Source organism: Holospora obtusa F1 (assembly GCF_000469665.2).
Taxonomy (GTDB): domain Bacteria; phylum Pseudomonadota; class Alphaproteobacteria; order Holosporales; family Holosporaceae; genus Holospora; species Holospora obtusa.
In genome coordinates this window covers 13,307-34,643 of record NZ_AWTR02000065.1, presented here as the reverse complement: position 1 = coordinate 34,643, position 21,337 = coordinate 13,307, and the positions used below count along the sequence as shown (strand labels likewise).

The 21,337-nt window shown below is 35.2% G+C and carries 18 protein-coding genes and 1 tRNA gene; 6 read left to right on the top strand and 13 right to left on the bottom strand.

Annotated features, from left to right (window positions below):
- Positions 1-157: 157 nt before the first annotated feature.
- Positions 158-370: a hypothetical protein gene (locus P618_RS07880; protein ID WP_024161175.1), complete on the bottom strand. Its 213-nt coding sequence runs from the start codon at positions 368-370 to the stop codon at positions 158-160.
- 172 nt (positions 371-542) lie between these two features.
- Between P618_RS07880 and P618_RS03765 the strand changes: the two genes are divergently transcribed.
- Positions 543-1,205, top strand: a complete 663-nt coding sequence (locus P618_RS03765) for an alpha/beta hydrolase (RefSeq protein ID WP_021826864.1) — start codon at positions 543-545, stop codon at positions 1,203-1,205.
- Positions 1,206-1,331: 126 nt separating this feature from the next.
- Here P618_RS03765 and P618_RS03760 read toward each other — a convergent pair whose 3' ends face one another.
- The 10 genes from P618_RS03760 to P618_RS03715 form a co-directional block, all read right to left on the bottom strand.
- A complete protein-coding gene (locus P618_RS03760; RefSeq protein WP_021826865.1) occupies positions 1,332-1,571 on the bottom strand; it encodes a GapR family DNA-binding domain-containing protein in 240 nt (79 codons plus the stop codon).
- Complete coding sequence (gene rplT / locus P618_RS03755; RefSeq protein WP_024161173.1) at positions 1,568-1,969, bottom strand: 50S ribosomal protein L20; 402 nt, start codon at positions 1,967-1,969, stop codon at positions 1,568-1,570. The genes P618_RS03760 and rplT overlap by 4 nt, the downstream gene beginning before the upstream one ends.
- A 12-nt stretch (positions 1,970-1,981) precedes the next feature.
- Positions 1,982-2,188, bottom strand: a complete 207-nt coding sequence (gene rpmI / locus P618_RS03750) for a 50S ribosomal protein L35 (protein ID WP_040458426.1) — start codon at positions 2,186-2,188, stop codon at positions 1,982-1,984.
- Positions 2,189-2,369: 181 nt separating this feature from the next.
- On the bottom strand, positions 2,370-3,752 hold the full coding sequence (gene mgtE, locus P618_RS03745) for a magnesium transporter (RefSeq protein ID WP_021826868.1): 1,383 nt from the start codon (positions 3,750-3,752) through the stop codon (positions 2,370-2,372).
- Positions 3,736-5,586 (bottom strand): malic enzyme-like NAD(P)-binding protein, encoded by a 1,851-nt coding sequence (locus P618_RS03740; RefSeq protein WP_021826869.1) that lies wholly within the window; start codon positions 5,584-5,586, stop codon positions 3,736-3,738. Before P618_RS03740 ends, mgtE begins: the two co-directional genes overlap by 17 nt.
- Positions 5,587-6,456: 870 nt before the next feature.
- Positions 6,457-6,527 (bottom strand) — tRNA-Gly (locus P618_RS03735).
- A gap of 95 nt (positions 6,528-6,622) precedes the next feature.
- Entirely contained in the window at positions 6,623-8,098 is a 1,476-nt protein-coding gene (locus P618_RS03730; RefSeq protein WP_024161172.1) for a cryptochrome/photolyase family protein, read from the bottom strand.
- A 245-nt stretch (positions 8,099-8,343) separates the two neighbouring features.
- The gene (locus P618_RS03725; protein WP_021826871.1) at positions 8,344-8,904 is read right to left on the bottom strand and encodes a thymidine kinase; all 561 of its coding nucleotides are present in this window, start codon (positions 8,902-8,904) and stop codon (positions 8,344-8,346) included.
- Positions 8,897-9,145, bottom strand: a complete 249-nt coding sequence (locus P618_RS03720; RefSeq protein WP_021826872.1) for a nicotinamide mononucleotide transporter — start codon at positions 9,143-9,145, stop codon at positions 8,897-8,899. Before P618_RS03720 ends, P618_RS03725 begins: the two co-directional genes overlap by 8 nt.
- 520 nt (positions 9,146-9,665) lie before the next feature.
- On the bottom strand, positions 9,666-11,468 hold the full coding sequence (locus tag P618_RS03715) for an ABC transporter ATP-binding protein (protein WP_021826873.1): 1,803 nt from the start codon (positions 11,466-11,468) through the stop codon (positions 9,666-9,668).
- 187 nt (positions 11,469-11,655) lie between these two features.
- Here P618_RS03715 and P618_RS03710 point away from each other — a divergent pair, with 187 nt between their 5' ends.
- Positions 11,656-12,006 (top strand): hypothetical protein, encoded by a 351-nt coding sequence (locus tag P618_RS03710; RefSeq protein WP_156918988.1) that lies wholly within the window; start codon positions 11,656-11,658, stop codon positions 12,004-12,006.
- Positions 12,007-12,554: 548 nt separating this feature from the next.
- Positions 12,555-15,908, top strand: a complete 3,354-nt coding sequence (gene dnaE, locus P618_RS03705; protein ID WP_021826876.1) for a DNA polymerase III subunit alpha — start codon at positions 12,555-12,557, stop codon at positions 15,906-15,908.
- A 292-nt stretch (positions 15,909-16,200) separates the two neighbouring features.
- Here the strand turns inward: dnaE and P618_RS03700 are convergent, their stop codons facing one another.
- Both P618_RS03700 and P618_RS09335 read right to left on the bottom strand, forming a co-directional pair.
- Positions 16,201-16,617 (bottom strand): hypothetical protein, encoded by a 417-nt coding sequence (locus P618_RS03700; protein ID WP_021826877.1) that lies wholly within the window; start codon positions 16,615-16,617, stop codon positions 16,201-16,203.
- A gap of 349 nt (positions 16,618-16,966) precedes the next feature.
- Positions 16,967-17,185: a hypothetical protein gene (locus P618_RS09335; protein WP_162147076.1), complete on the bottom strand. Its 219-nt coding sequence runs from the start codon at positions 17,183-17,185 to the stop codon at positions 16,967-16,969.
- A gap of 392 nt (positions 17,186-17,577) precedes the next feature.
- Between P618_RS09335 and metG the strand changes: the two genes are divergently transcribed.
- From metG to P618_RS03675, 3 genes are all read left to right on the top strand, one after another.
- Positions 17,578-19,227, top strand: a complete 1,650-nt coding sequence (gene metG, locus P618_RS03685) for a methionine--tRNA ligase (protein ID WP_021826880.1) — start codon at positions 17,578-17,580, stop codon at positions 19,225-19,227.
- 286 nt (positions 19,228-19,513) lie between these two features.
- On the top strand, positions 19,514-20,656 hold the full coding sequence (gene hemW / locus P618_RS03680; protein WP_021826881.1) for a radical SAM family heme chaperone HemW: 1,143 nt from the start codon (positions 19,514-19,516) through the stop codon (positions 20,654-20,656).
- A 247-nt stretch (positions 20,657-20,903) separates the two neighbouring features.
- On the top strand, positions 20,904-21,230 hold the full coding sequence (locus P618_RS03675) for a hypothetical protein (RefSeq protein ID WP_024161170.1): 327 nt from the start codon (positions 20,904-20,906) through the stop codon (positions 21,228-21,230).
- Positions 21,231-21,337 lie beyond the last annotated feature (107 nt).

Here is a 21,337-nt window from a genome sequence, read left to right as displayed (position 1 = left end):
AATGAACTTCAAATTTTGAAAGGTGCTACGTAAGATGAGTTATAAACTTACGGACGAAAAATATGATTATTTCAAGCAGAAATCAACTATTGCTGCGTAACATCAGTTACCTCATAAACAATTTTTCTCATCAATACTTTGATTGGTATCATATCTTTTATCTGCAAGAAGTATTTTCAGAGCCTATTTTTTCCACAAGATAGCTCACTTGTTTGCAATCAGCAACGAAGCCTGATTCTAACCGGAAGCCCTTAGGCCCATCCAAGTCCACATGTGGTTTCATGTTTGATCCACTTTTGTTCGGGCCCATGCCCTGATTTACCTCCATTAACCCCTTTTCTGCATAAGGATGCTCTTTTATATAACTCATCTAACTTTTTTGAGCAAAAAAAAGTAATACCTTGTATACGTTTGGATACGTGAGACAATTTTTGAACAGAAGCCACACATAAACGCCTTTAGGCTCTTGATCTCTTATAACTTTCAAGTATCATAAATGTATGAATGAAAAGGTTTGTGGCTCTCTAAAGAGTATTTACGCGATGAAAGATTATATTTTTAAAGCATCCCAAAAAGAGCGTGCGCGTCTTATTCTTTTTCATGGATACGGTGCTAATGGAGAAAATTTGGCTCCTTGTGGAGAGTACTTGCATCAAAAAAATCCGAATCTGAGCGTAATTGTTCCCGATGGTCACGAATGTTTTGAGGGAAGCTCCGACAGAACAGGACGTCAATGGTTTTCTTTGTCGGCTTTCTGTGAATCCGATTTATTAAGCGCAAACGGATATGTTTCAACCCTTCAGTATGCCATTGAGAGATCAGCTAGAGTTGTAGCCAAGAGATTTGAGTCCTATATGTGTGATTCCGTTCCTTTAATTCTTGCTGGTTTTTCACAAGGTGCTGCGCTAGCCTGTCATTTAGGATTACTCCATATGCCTTGTTCTGCAGTTTTGGGATTTTCTGGATTTTATCGTATACGCACCCAGCCTGTATATTTTCCTAAATTTTGGCTATATCACGGAGCAAAAGACGATGTTGTTCCACTAAAAGCTCTAGAATTCACATGCCAAGACTTTTTTGCACATCATCTTTCTTTGGAACAATGGGTAGATTTGGATGCTGCACACAATATTTCTATCGATGGTCTAAATCATGCATCGGCATTTTTAGAGAGAACGTTAAATCGCTCTACTTACACAAAATGATCCATTTTTATGTTTTACAATTTATAACTAAAACACATTTGAAAATAATTTTTTTATTTTTAGATAAGCTTGCTCTGTAGAATATTTAAATACTTTTCATCTTTCTACTGAGCAAGCAGAATTGCCTTAATCTGTATCCAAAAGTGCATCAATATACGTTTGTAAAAGCGCTTCTTGCTCCGAAAATTGCTCTGGCTTCATTCGACGGATCTGTAAGACTTTTTTTATAATCTTTATATCGAACCCTTCTCCCTTTGCATCAGCCAAAACTTCTTTTGTTTCTTCAATAATCTGAAAACGCCGCTCTTCAAGTTGCTCTAATTCTTCAATATATTGTTTGAGCTTTTTTCCGCTGACTTCCATCATAAAGATGTCCATCCCTGAACACAACGATATTCTGGAATCACTTGTTTTACTCGCTCAACCAATGCAGAAAAAGATTCTGGAGCTTGAATTGCCATATCTGCCAATATCTTACGATTCAGAACATCTCCTTCGTCTTTCTGTAACAAACCTAAACCATGTATAAAATCACTATAGACGATACCATGCCTTCTAACTGCCGCATTTATTCTTTGAATCCACAAAGACCTAAAGTCTCTTTTTTTACATCTGCGATCACGATACATGTACTGTAATGCCTTTTCTACTCGCTGAAGTGCGATACGAAAACAAGACTTAGAGCGACCTCTGTATCCTTTGGCCATTTTAATAATCTTTTTGTGACGTGCGCGCCCCGTCACTCCTCTCTTGACTCTAGTCATGACTCCTCTCCTTTAGTTTAGTCCGTAAGGCAAAAAATTCTTTTTAATCACTTTAGCATCACAATGATCCATGATACACATTCCCCGAGCATCTCGTTTCATGTCTGTAGGACGCTTGCGCATATTATGTCTTTTCATAGCATAACCACGACGCACCTTACCACTGGCTGTCAATCTAAACCGCTTTTTAGCTCCACTATGAGTTTTTAATTTCGTCAAAACGTTTCCCCCTTTTATCTCCATACTCTTAGAGTATAGTGAGATTTTATCAATTTTCAAGACATTATATCTATTCAGAATAAAGATTAGACAAAAATCCAACACTACCCCCACATTATGAAAAAATATTATTCCAAAAAATAAAACCATTCTAAGTAAAAATATTTATTAATTTTTAAGATTAAAACTTAAAAATAAAATAAGATAACCCTAAAAATAATCCATACCCAAATACATCTGTGGTCGTCGTTAACAAAGGGCCAGAACTTAATGCTGGATCTCCAGAAAGACGCGCAATAATCATGGGAAATAAAGTTCCTGCAATACCAGCCCACAACATATTGAACAAAACCGCGCCTCCTAACACTAATCCCACACGAATATCTTTAAACCATAAAAATGCTAAAACTCCCAATCCCCCCCCTAATAACGCACCATTAAAACATGAAACGCTGACTTCTTTCCATAAAAATCGTGCTGAATTGAGTGCATTTAATTCCCGAGTAGCTAAAGCGCGAATTGCGACTGTTGCAGCCTGAATTCCGCTATTTCCCCCCATAGCTGCTGCAATAGGCATTAATATGATTAACCCTTGTTTAAAATGTAAAACCCGCTCAAAATACTGTATTACTAAGGAAGTTAAAATGGCATCAATAACCGTAATAAGCAACCAATTTAATCTTCCCACGCTTGTTTTGCTAACCGTTTCATAAAAGTCTGAAGCATGTATTCCGCCCAAATGCATAAAATCTTCTGCTACTTTATCTTCAATAACCCTCATAACATCATCTACAGTAATCACTCCTACAATTCGAGAGTCTTTATCGACAACCGGAGCAGAGATCAGCTCATACAACCTAAACATAAACGTAATTTCATCTTGCCCCCAATCAATAGGAATAACATGGGTACTTCTCGTCATAACTTCAGATAAAAGCTCGTCTTCCTGACACTTTACAAAAGCCGACAACTCAATAGATCCCAAAAAACGCCGCTCATGGTCCACTACAAAAACATCGTAAAATCTGGGAGTATGACAAGATCGTATGTGTTCTAACGCTTGACATACTTTCCAATAATCGGGAAAAACCAAAACCTCACTGCGCATCAACGCGCACGCTGTATGCTGGGGATGTCGTAATCTTTCTAAAAAAAATCTCGATTTTTCTACAGGAAAATAATTTAATGCCTTTTGATAATGAATTGCTTCCAAATCTCTTAAAATATTTAATACATCATCACTTTCTAAATTAATCAATATTTGACTAAGCTCTGATATATCGAATAGGTTCACGACTTCTTTACGCAAAGATGGGGACAAAAATAATAAAATTTCTGCATTAAATTCTGATTTCAACCCCAGCACACACTTTCTGCGCTGCTCTTCTTCTAAATGCTGAATTAAATAAGCGATCTCACTAGGATACAGCCCCTTCATAAGCTGATTCAACTCATCACTATTGTTAGAATGATCCAAAAGAATCCGAAGCGAAGCAATCTTGTTGGATAAAGCTTGGACTAATCTTCCTTCAGTAAGATATAGTCCTTTAGGTGTTATGCTCATAAACGCGTCCCATCACCAAGGCTGCTAACTCAATCATATCACGAAAAGATATATTTTTATGTATATAAAGTGTTTCACCGTAAATATGCGTATCACAAGGTAAAGAAATCTCTAACGGGACACTCCAGATCATGTTCGAAGAATTCAAATCTTTAAGCTCACAAGGGCTTTGATAAAGCACTGAAGCTGCTTTCATAAGCTGTGTAAGATATTGCTTTGTATCTTGTTTTGCTTCTTTCAAGAGAGAAATCAAACAACATTCTTCATGCAGTTCGCTCTTTAATTTAAAAATATCTTGTCCAGGAAGACAGGAAAAACCGTGCAAATGCACAGTGCTTAAATCTGTTTGCCCGCAATGAGGTAAATCAGAGTCATCAAAATACAGCCCTCCTTTTGGATGAACAACTTTCACTGTACACAAATCGTGGCTTTGCAAAGCAAGAAGTGCTGATTTAAAAAGTTTCCAACGATCTTGAGCGTCTAAATCATAAGAAAAAACAAAAAAAGGTTTTGAAAAATAGGATATCTCAAACGATTTCCTAAGATACAATCGACAAAACGTAGGAAGCCAAGAATATGCTTCCCAAATAAGCTGCTGCTTAAAGTCGAGCAATACACTCTCCTCTAAAAACGCAACCCCTGAACGAACAGCTGCTTGCGCAATAGCCATAGGAAGTCTGACTCTCAATCTCGGATCAAAAGCCTTGGGAATAAAGTATTTGGAACCAAACGAATGCAATTCTCCCTCATAAGCTCCACAAGAGCCCCATTCCCCTTCCCTTGCGATATTCTCAAGCTCTTGAACACAGGCTTTCTTCATTTCTTGTGAAATACAGGAAGCACGCACCGCCAAAGCCCCCTTAAACATATAAGGAAAGCACAAAATATTATTAATTTGATTTGGGTAATCTGATCTTCCTGTACTTACTAACGCATCGGGATGAGCTTCATAAACTTCTTCAGGAAAAATCTCCGGAACAGGGTTAGCTAAAGCAAAAATTAAAGGACGCGCGCTCATGACAGAAAGCATGTCTTTCGTAAGAATGCGACCTTTGGAAAGTCCCAAAAATACATCTGCCCCCTGCAAAGCTTCACTTAGCGTGCGCTTACAAGTATTTTGCGCATACTCAGCTTTATAAGGATTAACATGTTCTCGACCTTTATACACAACTCCTTTTTGATCACACAACCAAATATTTTCTTTTTTCAATCCAAAGTGACACAATAACGATAAGCAAGCTAAAGCTCCGGCGCCAGCTCCATTTACCACGACGATAGCCTCTTCAATAGATAAATTTTTTAAATACAATCCATTCAGCACAGCAGCGCACACAACAATAGCTGTTCCGTGTTGATCATCATGAAATACAGGAATTGTTAATCGCTCAATCAATGCTTGCTCAACAATGAAACACTCTGGAGCCTTAATATCCTCTAAATTAATCGCACCAAAAGAAGGAGCCAAAGCTGCGATATGTTCAATCAATTTATATGGATCAGTTTCAGCTAACTCTAAATCAATACTATCTAATCCTGAAAAATATTTAATTAAAACAGATTTTCCTTCCATCACAGGTTTTGCTGCAAGCGGACCGATATCCCCCATCCCTAATACAGCTGTACCATTTGTAATCACCGCAACAAGATGCCCCTTATTGGTCAAATCGTAAACGCTATGAGGATCATCAACAATTGCCTCACAAGCAAAGGCAACACCCGGATTGTAGGCAAGAGCAAAATCTCGCCATCCTTTTAAAGACTTAGACGGGATCATCTCCCATTTTCCTGCCTTTGGATACGCATGATAATGTAAAGAAGGGACTTTAAATTTCACAGCTTGTTCTCGTTACTTTCTGATACCCTGTATAGATTTTAGTTTTTAATGCGCAGAGTTTCAAGAGTCATTGTGTAAAGTTTTAACAAATGATAGGATTTTTGCGGCTACATGCGAATTTCGAACGCTCTAAGAACACGTTATTCATACTAAAAATATTGTTAAATTAATTTTTTTAAAATATTTGTTATTTAAATTTAAAATTATAAAAATTAAAACTAATTCGCATACTTAGTGTGCATGTTCAACATTCCTAAAGTTCACAGCATTTTTCTAGCCGCGCAAAAGGATCGTTCAACCACTTATCGTTTTGGATCAACAGAAACGACAGTAAATTAAGTTGACATTCAAGAAAAAGTATAGTGTTCAGAAGAAAATTTCTAAAACTATCTAGCCAAGAACTTCTCACTTAATTCTCTCAACATAGAAATTCATTCCTATTCTTAAATTCAAAAATCTCAACTTAATTTAATTATATTTACGCATTACATTTTACGGTAAATTTTTTTAAAATTTCTAAGATTTTCTTCAACACAAGATTAAAGATGTTCTTTCTTTTCTTACTCTAATAGCCGTTTAACATGTTTTTGCAAGTATCGCTTACCAAAAACTTCTACATACACAAACAAAAAGCTTTTCTTGTTAAGAAATTAATTTACTGAGATTTTTTTTCAAATCACAAAAAATGATCATGAAATTATTTGCAATCATTTAAACACGTTTCTGGCACACCGTATCCGCGTTATCTGAACAACACAAACGATCAAGCATCAAAAGTTTAAACAGATTTTAACTTCCAACACCAGTACCTCCCTAAAAAAAATAATACACGTTTGTGTAAAAATTTTTAAAAGCACGTTTTAAAAAAAGAGCGGATAAAGAGAATCGAACTCTCACCTAAAGCTTGGGAAGCTTTCGTTCTACCACTGAACTATATCCGCACTTTCGAAAGCAACTCTATCATAACTTTTACATTAGTGCAATACGGGATTAATAAAGATTTTGTTTTTTTCATCTGAAACTTAAAAAACTTTACTCAACATGCTGTATATGCAGATAGAGCTCTTTCCCTAGAAAATTTTAAATCTACGATAGGAAATGGGTAGTTTTCTCCTAGAACAATTCCAGCTTGTTTTAATAGATGAGCAGAAGCTTTCCACGGTTTGAACAAATATTGGCTTGGCAATTGATTAAGTATTGGAAGAAATTGTTTTGTATAATGACCATGCGGATCAAACGTTTCTCCTTGAAGCGTCGGATTAAAAATTCTAAAATACGGCGCAGCGTCAGCCCCACATCCAGCAACCCATTGCCAACTTGCGCTATTGTTAGCAAGATCGGCATCAACTAAGCGCTCCCAAAACCAATCTTGACCATAGCTCCAATGGATCATTAAATTTTTAACTAAAAATGAAGCCACGATCATTCTAACTCGATTATGCATATACCCTGTTTGCAAAAGCTCACGCATTCCCGCATCAACAATGGGGTGCCCTGTATTTCCAGATTTCCAAGCTTCAAAATACTCATTATGATAGGTCCAAGGAAAATTATCGAACTGAGCTTTAAAGTTTTTCCAAGGAAGCTCAGGAAAATGAAACATCAAGTAGCAAGAAAATTCTCTCCAGATTATTTCACTTAAAAAATGACGAATATCTTCTTCACAAAGCATTTCCTGCCTGATTTTGTGGACAGCCTCCCAAATTTGGTGAGGTGAAATTTCCCCAAAATGAAGACTCGCTGATAATTTTGAAGTCTGCTGATTTCCTGGATAGTCTCTTCCTTTTTTATATCCCGCCAAATTACACTGTAAAAATGTATATAGCTTTTTTTGAGCAGATTTTTCACCAAACGTCCAATATGACTCAATTTTATTGTTCCAATTTTTTAAAGAGAGCAAATCCAAATCTTGTAAAGTCGTCCTATTATTTTCGTCTTTGATGAACTGGATATGTTTGGATAAAGAAAGAGGTTTTCTAGGTTCTATTGTATATACTTTTTTTTGATAAGCACTAAAAACTTTATAATGCCCTCCATCTTCTTTTTTAATATCCTGAGGATTCCACAAATAAGATCCATTAAAGATTTTACAAGAAATCTGCAATTTCCCCAACTTTTTTTCAATGATTTGATCTGTATGAAATTGCCAAGGATCATAACAAAGATTCCAAAAAATATTTTTAATTCTCGTATGTGCAGAAAAAAGCTCAAAAATGATCTTTTGAGCATCCCCCCTATATATGTTTAATTTTCCTGATAATGATTCGTTCAATTGCTCTAAAGAATAGTGCAAATAAATTTTACTTGCTTTTCCTTGCTTAAAAAACGACGGAATCGACTCATCTAAAATATAAATAGGAAAAACTTCTCCTAATTTAGAAGCTTCGACAAGTCCAGGGTTATCTAAGAGTCTTAAATCATTTCTGAACCAAAACATAGAGCATACAGAAGTCATGAAATTATTTTTTAGCATTAATTTTTGATCATACCTTAAGTGCTTAAGTAATACCATTTTTATTTATTCCATCAGCATGAAAAAATTATCAATTTTTTCCAAAAATTTAATTTCACCTCCATTTTTCAAAATTTCTCTAGAATTTGCACACCTTGTCGCTGGAAATTTCGTTAATCTTTAACTTTTTATACAGTATATGCACATTTTCTAAAAACAAATATTTTCTGAGTGAATCTAACATGAGGTTTCATAAAAAAATTAAAACTGTTTAAGTACTGAAAGATAAAATCTTTTATGCCAATCTATCCCTTAACAAAAAAATGTTTAGCACAGAAAACATTATATTTCGTAGCCCCCTCTATGGCAATTTGATCCCCTTCTTTCATCTTATTGCCTTTTTTATCCAAACGCGCATTCATCGTAGCCTTTTTACCACAAAAGCAAATCGATTTTAATTCTTGCAACTTATCTGCCCAAGCTAAAAGATACTTACTTCCTTCAAATAACTCCCCTTTAAAATCAGAACGCAATCCATAACATAAGACAGGAACATCTCGAGAGTACGTAATCTTAAGAAGCTCTTGGACTTGCCGTTTATTTAAAAATTGCGCTTCATCAACAAAAAGGCAGTCAAGCTGCATAGAAGCTAACGCATCTAAAAAATTTGTATCTTCGTCAAAAGAAATCGCATCAATACTCAGCCCCACTCTTGAAGTTATTTTATTCATTCCAAAACGCGTGTCTATCGCTGCTGTAAACACAACAGGACTCATACCTTGTTCTTCATAATTGTATTTACTTTGAATTAAATTAGTTGTTTTTCCAGCGTTCATCGTTGCGTAATAAAAGTAGAGTTTAGACATCTGTTTCCTTTTTTTTATTTTCTTCTTTTTTCCACATAAGCCAACCGTAAATATTTATCCCAATAAAAATAGAATAAAGAAAAGCCTGAGCATAAATTTCTTTATAAAAATCGACAACAAGCCAAGCACAATTTGCTATACCCCACACGATAAATCCGTAAACATTTTTCCTACTATTCAGTATCGCGCCCAATATACTTAACATAGAAAGCATCCATGTCAAAATTGTAAAACTTTTCATAAAATCGCCTAATTACTCGTTTTGTATCTAAACATTAAAAAAACTATCTAAAAGGTATTATACGCTAAAAAATAAAACTTTTCTAAAATTTTCTATTTGAAACGTATTTAATCACAGAAAAAACATTTTTTTAAGTTTAGGGAAAACTTACAAAACAATCAAGTATTTTTTTTAAAGACCATTTTCGTTCGAAAAACTTACACTTTATATTCACGATGATTATGATAAAAAATTCGTTTTAGTTGTAATCAAGGAAAATTTTTTTTGATAAAATGAACATCTGTAGCCTGAAATAAACCCTGCTTTCTGAAAAAACCTAAAGTTATGCAATGATCACTTCAAAAACTTCACATTTCCCAATTTTTCTACTAATTTTTATCTTACGTTTTCATTTGTTTTTTTTATTTGTATATTCACGCACAGCTAATAATAAAAACAACTATTATTTTTAAATATTTAAAAATAAACAATATTTTGTCATTATTATTATTTTTTCTACCTTCTCCCTGCCCTTATAGTTCTATAAATTTTTTATTGGCAAAGATGACGTTGAATTCTGAATATCCCAAAGCTTTTTGTATAATCCATTTTGGTGAATCAAAAGATCATGCGGACCAATTTGTTCTATTTTTCCATGATTAAACACAAAAAGACGATCCATAAGCGTAACCACCCTTAAGCGATGAGCAATAACAATACAAGTTTTTCCTTGCATTAACGCCCCCAAAGAGATTTGAATACTTTGCTCTGTAATAGCATCTTGCTGAGCTGTCACCTCATCAAGTATTAAAACAGGAGTATTTCTTAAAAACGCTTTTGCAATACTTAATCGTTGTTTTTCTCCACCCGACAAAGGTGATCCTTGATCTTCCAAAACTGTTTGGTAGCCATGCTCAAGCTCTTGAATACGTTTTAAAATTCCTGCTTGACTACACGCAGAATCTACCTGTTCTAACGTAATGTCTTCACACCCATAAGTCAAATTTTCTAAAATTGTACGACGAAAAAATTGAGGATTTTGAGAAATGAACGTAACATTTTTATACAAGAACTGAAGATTCATCGTGCTTACAGGCAAATCGTTCACTAAAACTTTTCCCCTATCAGGAGAATAAAGCCCCAATAATAATTGAACAAGAGATGTTTTTCCTGCCCCGGAATATCCCACAAGACCTATTTTTTCCCCTGAGCAGATCGTCAAACACAAGTCACGAAACAAAGAAACTTCTGGAGAATAAGAAAACGTAACATGATCAAATCGTATTGAAGGGGGGGAGCGAAAAATTGCAGCTTTCACATTATGTTGTGGCTTTTTAGGCTCTTGAACAAATAATGCAGATGAAGAAAACATCTCTAATACCTGTTTCATGCGCCCTAAATGTTGCGCTATTCTACTAAATTCAAAACTGCTTTCCCATAGCACATGAGCAATACCTAGGTTAAGATTCATTATAACCGCCAAATCTCCTACAGAAATTTTTCCTTTTTTGAATTGATGAAACGCGACATACAAAGTTAATCCAAGCATCGCGACATAGCATAAAGATAAGCACAAATGCAGAAAAAAATAAGCCCATTGTAAATTTTTTTCTGTTATCTCACCTTTTTTACAATTTTTTTTTAAATAACTGTCCTCTTTTTCTTCTTGACTGTAGATTTTTACTGTAAAAGCATTTAAAATGGAATCTGAAATAACTCCTAAAATTTGATTTCCGCACTGCGCAAACTGCGCTGAACGTTCAATCAAATAAGGAACCATTGCTAAATTTGCAGTAATAAAAAATATTGCCCAAATAAACGTGATAAGCGCAAAAATTTTATCTTTTTGATTTAAAAGAATCAGGCTCAGTGCTAAGGCAATCAAAGGGGCTAACACTTTCCAACAAAACATTTCTAACAATTCAGGAACAACTTTGGGAAGATCAGAGATTTTTCCGGAAATTTTTCCTGGCAGCTCTTCTTTAAGTGCCTCATAAGACATGTTAAAAACTTGGCTCAAACCAATTCTCGCTAAACGAGAGCGTAATTTTGGAACCATACAGATCCCTATCATGTAATTAAATAATCGATAAGAAATCAAAACCATCAACAACGCTGAAAAAAAAAGAAACAAAGGACTCAGTACTTCTTTATACGTCACTTCAGGATGCAAGCAATCTAAAAATTTTCCAATCGCATAAGGCATAAGCGATAATTCTGCAGCCCAAAGCATCGGACACAAGACTAAAAACAAAGAGCATCCTTTTGTATATAAACAGCTTTTCCATAAAAAATTTACAAGCTGAAAAAACGGAACCTGATGTAAATCACTAGATTTTGACATAACGCACACATTGAAAATCTACATTTTATTATGATAGATGTTGTTTCAAAATCAAGGATGGTTAAAAAGACACAATTTCAATAAACTCTATTTTTCAAACAAAATAAGAAAAGATTAACTCTAACATGGTGTATCTTAGCTCTTAAAAATTCACAGTGTATCCATGGTTCTATTTCGAAAATGCCTAGTGTTGTTTGCGTTATTTCAAGCAACAGCTTGGGGATATGTTGATGCAATTTCAGATCACTTACTTCCTCCACTCACGTGTAAAGATATACTGTTTACGGTCATGCCTCTTGATCTTGATAAGGATGGGGATATTATTCGTTATAAATGCTATACACTGTGCATGCACATCGAAATATTAAAATACAGATTGATTCGCGCAGAACACGAAAAGGAAAAGCGTCTTTTAACAGAAAGTATAAAAAGTATCGACAAATTGCTGAAAATTGCTTTAATTGCTTTTCGTGCGCATTTTTTTGTTTTTGGCCCCTTAAAATTTCGCGAATTTCTTTGTGAAACAAAACTTAAATAAGATAGAATTGCTTTTTCTTTACTTTATTCTGTTTTAAAATTTTACATGGGCTCATTGATTTTATTTTTTTTATTTTGCTTAATTATAAAAAATAGAGAGGTTGTGCTTACAAAAAATTCTAAAAAATATACAAAAACTTCTCTTAAATGTAATCATTAAATTAATTTAGATTGAATTAGGAATTTTTGAAAAATGAGAAATAGAAAGAAAAAAGTGTTTTTTTTCTTTCGTTATAACAAAAAATAACATCTAATTTAACTTAAATTAACTATACTTTTGCGCACGTAAAACCATACTCAACAAACAAATAAAACTTTCAAATTTTTTAAAATATAAAATCACAAAACACCCAGTTAATTAAACAACTGTTCACTTTTTTTATTTTAAATTACATTGATTTATTGGGAAAGACGCATCTAAGATTAAAAAAAATGTAGTATTTTATCATGTCTTAACTGAATTCAGTTTTTCTTAAAAAAGACCATGGACTTTTTCTATATTTTCCTTCAAAATAGTAATAAATTTATTAATTTAGTGAGTCTTTCAACGTGTACATCGCGCTTCGAAATCACAGCGCTTATTCTTTATTAGAAAGTTCGATTCGAATTCCTGATCTCATTCATACTGCAAAAACCCTTCAAATGCCTGCTATAGGTTTGTGCGATCAACGTCATTTATTTAGCGCTATGGAGTTTTCTTTGGCGTGCAAAAAAGCTCAAATCTTCCCCATTTTGGGAAGCAACCTTACATTAGCGTTCAAAACATATCATTGGGATCTCGGTTTATGGGTTAAAACACCTAAGGGGTACGAAAATTTATGTCAACTTATCAGCTCCTCTACCGTATCTAATACAGATATTATGAGAGAAAAAGTTACTCTTGAACAATTGCAACAATTTTCCGAAGGACTAATTGTCACCACCGGGGGAGCAAAAGGCCCCTTATACAGTTTATTAGCTCAACACAAAATACAAGAAGCCCAAGAAACGTTACGTATGCTTTCAGAACTCTATAAGAATCATCTTTACGTTGAATTACAACGATGCGATAACTCACTAAAAGATCTAGATGAAGCGTGTATTCAGCTAGCGTATCAAGAAAATATTCCACTTTTGGCAACAAATCCAGCATTTTTTATGGAAAAAAAAGATCACACTTCTCATGATGCGTTAAGGTGTATTGCGTTAGGGCGATACGTCGTAGAAGAAGATCGCCCAAAATTAACTCCAGAGTATCGGTTTAAAAGTCCAAAAGAGATGGAGCAATTATTTTCAGATATTCCTGAAGCCCTTCAAAATACGTATCAATTTTTTAAACGAATTGGATTTTTGTTAGAGCCTTGCACTGTACGCATTCCTTCTTTTCCATGCTTAAATGAGCAAGAACAGCTTCGTACTGAAAGTGAAGCGGGGCTGGAGCGTCGATTGTTAAAACATATTTTACCAAAGGTTTCACACTCTGTAGATCAAGAATCCATTCGAAATCGCTATATGCAGCGCTTATCTTATGAACGAAGTATCATCGAGCCCATGGGATTTTCTGGGTATTTTTTAATTGTTTCAGATTTTATTCGTTGGGCAAAAAAAAATAATATTCCTGTAGGCCCAGGAAGAGGGTCTGGAGCAAGTTCTTTAGTCGCGTTTTGCCTAGATATTACAGATGTTGATCCTGTAGAATTTGATTTAGTCTTCGAGCGCTTTATGAATCCAGAGCGCGTTAGCATGCCTGACTTTGACGTAGATTTTTGTCAAGAGCGTCGTGATGAAGTTATCGCTTACGTTGCAGAAAAATATGGAAAAGACAAAGTTGCGCACATTATTACGTTTGGTACACTTCAAGCACGCGCAGTGCTCAGAGATGTTGGGCGTGTACTCCAAATGCCTTATCGTCAAGTTGACACGATTTGCAAACTCATCCCTCAACAACCTACTCATCCAGTAACATTAGAAGAAGCCTTAAAACAAGAGCCCTCACTAATGCGTATGTGGGAGGAAGATGATACCGTACGGACATTGATCGAAACAGCAAAACCTTTAGAAGGGCTTTATCGTCATGCGGCAACCCATGCCGCTGGTGTTATTATTTCTGATGAACCTCTAGCACAGCGCGTTCCGCTTTACCAAGACGAAAATAGTTTTTTGCCCGCAACAGAGTTTTCAATGAAATATATTGAGGCCTGCGGATTAGTCAAATTTGACTTTTTAGGATTAAAAACATTAACCATTTTACAAAACGCTGTAAATATTTTGAAAACTCAAGGCGTTTCCCTTGTTCTTTCTGAGATTTCTTTGAACGATTCTGCAACGTATGAATTATTAAGACGAGTGGAAACCGTAGGTATATTTCAATTAGAAAGTACGGGAATGAGCGACGTTTTGCGTCAACTACAACCAGAAGCATTTGAAGAAATTATTGCATTGGTCGCATTATATCGTCCCGGACCTATGGATGAAATTCCAAGATATCTAGCATGTCGTCACAAAAGAGAAGTGATCACCTATGAATACCCTATCTTAGAGGATATTCTTAAACCTACATACGGAGTCATGGTCTACCAAGAGCAGGTTCTGAAGATCGCTCAATGTTTAGCGGGATACAGCTTAGGAGAAGCAGATCTTCTTCGCAGAGCCATGGGAAAAAAGATTAAATCAGAAATGGACACTCAGCGTCATATTTTTGTTGATCGAGTTCTGCAAAAACAAGGAGGGCGCCGCGAAACCGCGAGTCTATTTTTTGATCAAATTGCAAAATTCGCAGGATACGCCTTTCCAAAAGCTCATGCGGTACCTTACGCGTTGATTTCTTACCAAACCGCTTATTTAAAAGCTAATTATCCAGAAATTTTTATGAAAAGTTTAATGAATTGCGATCTACATAACACAGAAAAATTAAGATTATTTGTAACAGAAGCAAAACGTATGGAAATTCAAATTTCTCCAGCATGCGTTAACGCTTCAGACGCGTTGTGTCGAGTTGAGGGAGTAAAACGTATTCGTTACGGTCTTGCCGCAATAAAAAATGTAGGAACGCAGGCTATGGAAAGTTTACAAAAAGAAAGAGAACTTCACGGACCTTTTTCTTCTTTAGAAAATTTCCTTCATCGATTGTCGTGTACGCTTAATAAAAAGCAATTAGAAGCATTAATCATGGCGGGAGCTTTAGATAACTTGTTTTCTCATCGAAGTACTTTAATACACAACATAGATCGTTTATTAAAATTTGGCACTCAACCGATTAATTCCGACACCTTATTTCCTATCGAAACGTCTTCGCTTTGCCTTCAAAACGGCCCCATTTGGGGAAATTTTGAAACTTTGGAGTATGAAAGGCAAGCATTCGGATTTTATTTGAATTCACATCCGCTTACATCATTTTTAGAAAATTCACCTGATGTACTGACTTCTCAGAATGTTGAAAAACTGACTCAAGCTATTCGTAAAAACCAAGCATTTCGTATGTGCGGTATGCTTATGGCAGTAAAAGAAAAAATGAGTAAAGGAGGAAAAAAATATGCATTTTTAACACTTTCAGACGGAGATGGAAGTTATGAAATTACGATTTTTTCAGATCTTTTGGTCAAATGTAGAGATCTTCTTACTCCAGGACAAGCTCTAGATCTAAAAGTTTTGGGGCGCCTTGAAGACCAAAATATCCGATTCATTACCCAAGATATTACGGCTTTGTCTTTTCCTGACGAAGTATGGGGATGCCAGATAAAAAGTATTACACACATTGAGCAGTTACAAAATTTTTTAAAAACTGTAGAACCTGGAAACGTCCGAATTCGTTTCACACTTACCATACCCGAATCAGAGAGCATCCTATCAGGAATTCTTGGACAAGGATTTAATCTTACTGCTCAACATAAACCATCTTGGAAACTTCTATGGGAAGAAAAGTAATCTTTTAAAAATATTAAGCACTTGAATTTTCTGTTATTTTAAATGTTCACATTCTTTCTTAAAAAAACATCAATCAAAACGCAATATATACAAAGAGTCATACGCACTACCGTAATTTAGGTCAGATTAAGCATTTTTAAAAGTGATAAATGGAAAAAAATTCAAACAATATATACGTTTTATTGCATAACATGAGAGTGAAAATATATTTTAATTTGGAAGATGTAACATTCCTTGTTCTTATTTTTTGCTGCCTTGTAAAACAGAAGGTGGAGCGATGTAAACGAAAGCCTTAATCAGATATATAATCAGATTCAGATAAAAAATTAGTTTTTTCGAGTAAATATTCAAGAAGTGCAATATTAGCAACTTGAAGCCAAGGATCTGTTTCGTAATTTTGTTGATATAAAATCGCCCTAATTTCAGAAAATTCTTGGTCAGCAATAGTATGAGGTATTGATTGAGGAGTTAAATAATTAAGAAAACGTTGCCTTTCTACATTATGAAGTCCAACAAAATCGTTTAATATCTTCTCTTGATATTTTTTACATTTTTTATCTATATAAATTTTATCCGGGCGAGAAACGCTACGCGCGATATCCATATACGTACGTACAGGACCTTGTAAAAACTTTTCAAAAGATATAGCAAAAGAATTGCTTAGCCATATGAAAGAAATGAAAAAAAGTTTATAAAAAAGTTTATTCATATTTTTGATACATATTCATAAAATTTATACCCATTAGTATATTGAAGAAAATTAAAAAAATTATTTCTAGAAGCAGATTCTAAGATTATAGAGTCGATAACCTCTACCTTCGACTCACTAAGGTTTTGAGTAGAGCGTTGATCTGAAATAGCTCTTTTTCTAGGGGCCGCCCTCAATTAAGTTGATTTTTTTCGATATTTTTTGAAAATTTAATAAAAATTCAAAGAAAATATGAGTTAAATGAGACGTTATACGTTGAGGGATGATAGTGAGGGCGGATAAAAGATACGTTGATGGCTGATGGTGAAGGCGGATAAAGGATAGTTTACCTGAAATCCCCGGGTGACATTCAAGGACAATCGACTGTTTGTTGAGGCTGTTTTATACCGTTACCGTCAGGAAATTCCTTGACATGATCTTTCTGAAAAGGTTTTGTGATTTTAAAGCCATCTACACCCGATTTATCCGTTAGAGCCAAAAAAGCGAAAAAAGGTCTTTGAAATCCTGTCGCAAAACGCTGATTATGAGTGCGCGATGATCGATGCAACGATTGTTCGGGCCCCATCAACACGGCGCAGATCCTAAAAAAGAGCATAATAAAGTCATTGGATGCTCCTTTGGCGTCTTTGAGCACCAAAATTCATGCACCGTGTGATGCCCATGGAAATCCGGTCTTTTTCACCTTACACAAAGTTAGGACCATGATTTGAAAGGGGCTGATGCGTTGATGGATCACCTTTTGAAGGCTAGTACGGTGCTTTTCGATGAAAAAGTGCGGCGAAAATTTAAAAAAATACTTGATCGAAAATTTTTTTGCTAAACTCAAGGCAGTACCGCGCCATTACCACACGCTATGATAAAACGTTTTCAAATTTATAGGCGCCGTTCACTGGGCTTCAATTTTCGTTGGGCTTAATGGAGGACAGGTCCTACTTTTTTTCTCATAAAAATTAGAGTAAAATGTATATCAGTTATATTGATGCACAGTTTATGATGCTGCACACCCATATGGTTCAAAAACCTCAATTATTCGGAACCACATCTTCGCCTTTTGTCTTAAAGGATGTATGTTCGCCTCGCCATGGACGCCCGCTTTACGTCACGACTCCTATTTATTACGTGAACGACGTTCCGCATATTGGACATGCATATACGACGATAGCTGCAGATGTTATGGCACGATTTTGGAGATTTTTGGGATGGCCCACATGGTTTTCTACAGGTGTTGACGAACATGGGGGAAAGGTAGCCCAATCTGCAAAAACTAAAGGTGTACCGACACAATCTTATGTTGATCATATGGCAGAAATTTTCAAATCACTTGTGCATGTATTGGATGCTACGCCAGATGAGTTTATACGCACGACGGAACCGCGTCATCATCATGCAGCACAAGAATTGTGGAAAAAATTAGAACAAAAAGGGCAAATTTATTTAGGGACTTACTCCGGATGGTACGCCATTCGAGACGAAGCATTTTACAGTAAAGATGAAATTCAAGATGGAAAGGCTCCCAGTGGCGCTCCAGTAGAGTGGGTAGAAGAGCCTTGTTATTTTTTTAAATTATCTTCCTGGCAAGAAAAGTTATTAACATATTATCGACACAATCCTGAAGCTATTCGTCCAAAAGAGCGTTATAATGAAACGATAAGTTTTATTCAGTCTGGCTTAAAAGATCTTGCAATTTCTAGAACAAAATTGTCTTGGGGGATTAGCGTCCCAACGCATATAGGGCATGTAATGTATGTCTGGATGGATGCATTGACCAATTATATTACTGTTTTGGGCTATCCAGATACAGAAAATGAGCATTACCAAACGTTTTGGCCCCACAGTGTTCATTTAGTCGGAAAAGATATTTTAAGGTTCCATACTGTGTATTGGCCTGCGTTTTTAATGGCTGCTGGATTGAATCCACCTGCGCAAGTTTTTGCTCACGGATGGTGGACTCGAGATGGACAAAAAATGTCCAAATCTTTAGGAAACGCTTTGGATCCTTTTAGTCTGGTGCAGCACTACGGCTCTGATGCTGTTCGGTACTTTTTGTTAAGAGAAATGCGTTTTGGTCAAGATGGAGATATTTCAGAAAACGCGATACTACAACGCTATCATCAGGAGCTTAAGAACTCATTAGGAAATTTAGCGCAACGCGTTTTGGCTTTCATTCATCAATTCTATCCCCAAGGCGTTCAAAGCTTAGAAAACTCGTTTCTGGATCAAGATCACGAAGCATTGCAAACTTGGGGAAGAAGAGCGTTACCTTACTTAAAGTATTGTATTGAGCAAGAAGATTTATATGGGTATATTGATTTACTTCAAACAAGCGTTCAGCACGTAAACGGATATATTACGCGATTTGAGCCTTGGAAGCTTAGAAGCATTCCTGAAAAAGCACTTTTTCTTTCTCAGGGGCTCTATAGTTTGTGTGTATTTTTAAGAGACACTGCTTTATTGTTTTCCGTAGTATTACCTAAATCCATGAGCGTATTACTAGAACAAATGGGGGAGCAAGGAAATATTTCTAAAGGAAGTTATTTGCGTGTGGGCGCTCCGTTATCTCAAGGGCCTTGGCCTAAACCACATCCTTTGTTTGGGAGTTCAGAAGAATAAAAAATTTAAAAAAACTTAATGACATATTTTGAAAGAGAAAATTAGGCGCTTAGTATCTTGTCTATTATTTTTGAATAAAACCCAGTACCTGGAGTGTGTATTGCCCGAATGTTAGAAGAGCGTGAAAATGCACATTAAAGATAAAGGGGCCAATGTAATGTCTGTAAGATAAAAATTGATGAAAATGTATTAAACGCACACTGTGGAGAAAACAATTGAAGATAAAGAAAAAACACGTGCGAATTAAACATAAAATTCTATACAAGTATTGTTTATTTTACGAATTATGAAAAATTTAGCTTTATACCTTCATTGGCCATTTTGTATGACATTATGCCCTTATTGTGATTTTTCTCGAGGAATATGGTCTAATGCGCCCACGCAAGATCCTAAAATTTGGCTTGCAGCCTACGAAAATGAGCTATCTTATTGGCGTCAACGTTTGGGGCCTAGAACCATTACGAGTCTTTTTTTTGGAGGAGGAACCCCTTCGTTAATGCCTCTTCCCCTACTAGAAGGGATATTAAAATGTATCTGCTCACTATTTGAAGTATCTCTTTCCGATATTGAAGTCACTTTAGAGATGAATCCCACAGAATTTGAAGCAGAAAAACTAGGTTCTATTGTTGAACTAGGCATTAATCGCATTTCGGTGGGGGTTCAATCTTTTCAAGCATCTGTCTTAACGTTTTTAGGACGAAAGCACAGCGTTCAAGACGTTAAAAAAGTTTTATCTTGGTTAAAAGAACATAACATACGATTTTCTTTTGACTTAATTTATGCACATATTTATCATAATGATCTTAAAAATTGGCAAAAAGAGCTTAAAGAAGCCTTGCTATGGGCAGGAACACACATATCTTTGTATCAATTAACGCTAGAAAAGGGAACCCCGTTTTATAACGCTTCTTTCAAAGGAAAAAAACTTACGGTAGATTCTTCTTGTGCGGCAGATCTTTATTTGTGGACCCATCACTATTTGGAAAATTTAGGCTGGAAAGGATATGAAATTTCTAATTATGCGCGCTCAGAAGAATATTGTTTTCATAACCTTACGTATTGGCGTTATCAAGATTATTTGGGCATTGGCGCGGGAGCTCATAGTCGATTAACCCTTGATCACAGTATCAAGTATGCAGTTTCAAATGAGCAAAATTCAGCTATTTGGTTAGAAGCGTGCACACATAAAGCTAGCGCTATAAAACAGTCTACTCCTTTGACATTAGAAGATTGCTTTAAAGAACGGTTATTAATGGGGCTACGTTTGGCAGAAGGAATCAGATTAGATCTTCCTATTTCATCGAAATTAAGTTTAAAAATTCAGCAACTAAAAGATGCAGAATACGTAAAAGAAATAGATTCATTTTTTCGTTTAACTATAGAAGGACGTCTTCGTCTTGATGAAATTTTACATTTTTTATTAGATTAATTATTTTTTATCAATAAAAGACAATTCTTTTAAAATAGTTTTCTTTTATGCATAGAAAAAATTAGTTAAAATAGAAATGTTTATTTATTTTGTTGCGAATATGTTTCAAATCAAAAAAAAAATTTATTTTTTTATAAAATATGACAAAAATAAAATGACGATTTATATTCTTTGAGGTGGTGTTTAGTAGGGCTTTAACTTAAAATTCAATTTTTAAAAAAGCTTTATAATGTTTAAGGAGTATTTTGTGATTTTTCTTTTTAGATTTTGTTTAAGTGTATTTGCAATATTTTCTTTTGACGCTCAGTGTATGAAACCTTTTTCAAACCCTATTATTGCTTACCGTGAGGTAAAAGCGACCAAGACCTTGGTTGATACACACGGGGCAGGATGTTTTTCTGTAGTTTCTCAAGAATTTGGAAAACACAAGTCGGCTATTATGGAGTTTGCTTTTGGTGCTTCGGTTTTAGCGTCTCGCTGTCCTAGCGCAGCAACTATGTTTCTGCCTATCAGAAAAACAGATCCTGTCAATGTACGCATTGTTAACGATGTTCTTCTTACAAAGCCTATTTGATTGCACATGCCTTAAATCTGTATCTGCAAAATCGCTGAATTTTAGTGATTTTGCTTTTTGATTGTTTTTTAATTTATACGTTCATTTTTTAGTTTTTAGTGAGACGT

Excerpts from the sequence above, each read along its gene's own strand:
- P618_RS07880 (WP_024161175.1), bottom strand. The coding sequence starts at position 370 with ATGAGTTATATAAAAGAGCATCCTTATGCAGAAAAGGGGTTAATGGAG.
- P618_RS03765 (WP_021826864.1), top strand. The coding sequence starts at position 543 with ATGAAAGATTATATTTTTAAAGCATCCCAAAAAGAGCGTGCGCGTCTT.
- P618_RS03760 (WP_021826865.1), bottom strand. The coding sequence starts at position 1,571 with ATGATGGAAGTCAGCGGAAAAAAGCTCAAACAATATATTGAAGAATTA.
- rplT (WP_024161173.1), bottom strand. The coding sequence starts at position 1,969 with ATGACTAGAGTCAAGAGAGGAGTGACGGGGCGCGCACGTCACAAAAAG.
- mgtE (WP_021826868.1), bottom strand. The coding sequence starts at position 3,752 with ATGAGCATAACACCTAAAGGACTATATCTTACTGAAGGAAGATTAGTC.
- P618_RS03730 (WP_024161172.1), bottom strand. The coding sequence starts at position 8,098 with ATGGTATTACTTAAGCACTTAAGGTATGATCAAAAATTAATGCTAAAA.
- P618_RS03725 (WP_021826871.1), bottom strand. The coding sequence starts at position 8,904 with ATGTCTAAACTCTACTTTTATTACGCAACGATGAACGCTGGAAAAACA.
- P618_RS03720 (WP_021826872.1), bottom strand. The coding sequence starts at position 9,145 with ATGAAAAGTTTTACAATTTTGACATGGATGCTTTCTATGTTAAGTATA.
- P618_RS03715 (WP_021826873.1), bottom strand. The coding sequence starts at position 11,468 with ATGTCAAAATCTAGTGATTTACATCAGGTTCCGTTTTTTCAGCTTGTA.
- P618_RS03700 (WP_021826877.1), bottom strand. The coding sequence starts at position 16,617 with ATGAATAAACTTTTTTATAAACTTTTTTTCATTTCTTTCATATGGCTA.
- metG (WP_021826880.1), top strand. The coding sequence starts at position 17,578 with ATGTATATCAGTTATATTGATGCACAGTTTATGATGCTGCACACCCAT.
- hemW (WP_021826881.1), top strand. The coding sequence starts at position 19,514 with ATGAAAAATTTAGCTTTATACCTTCATTGGCCATTTTGTATGACATTA.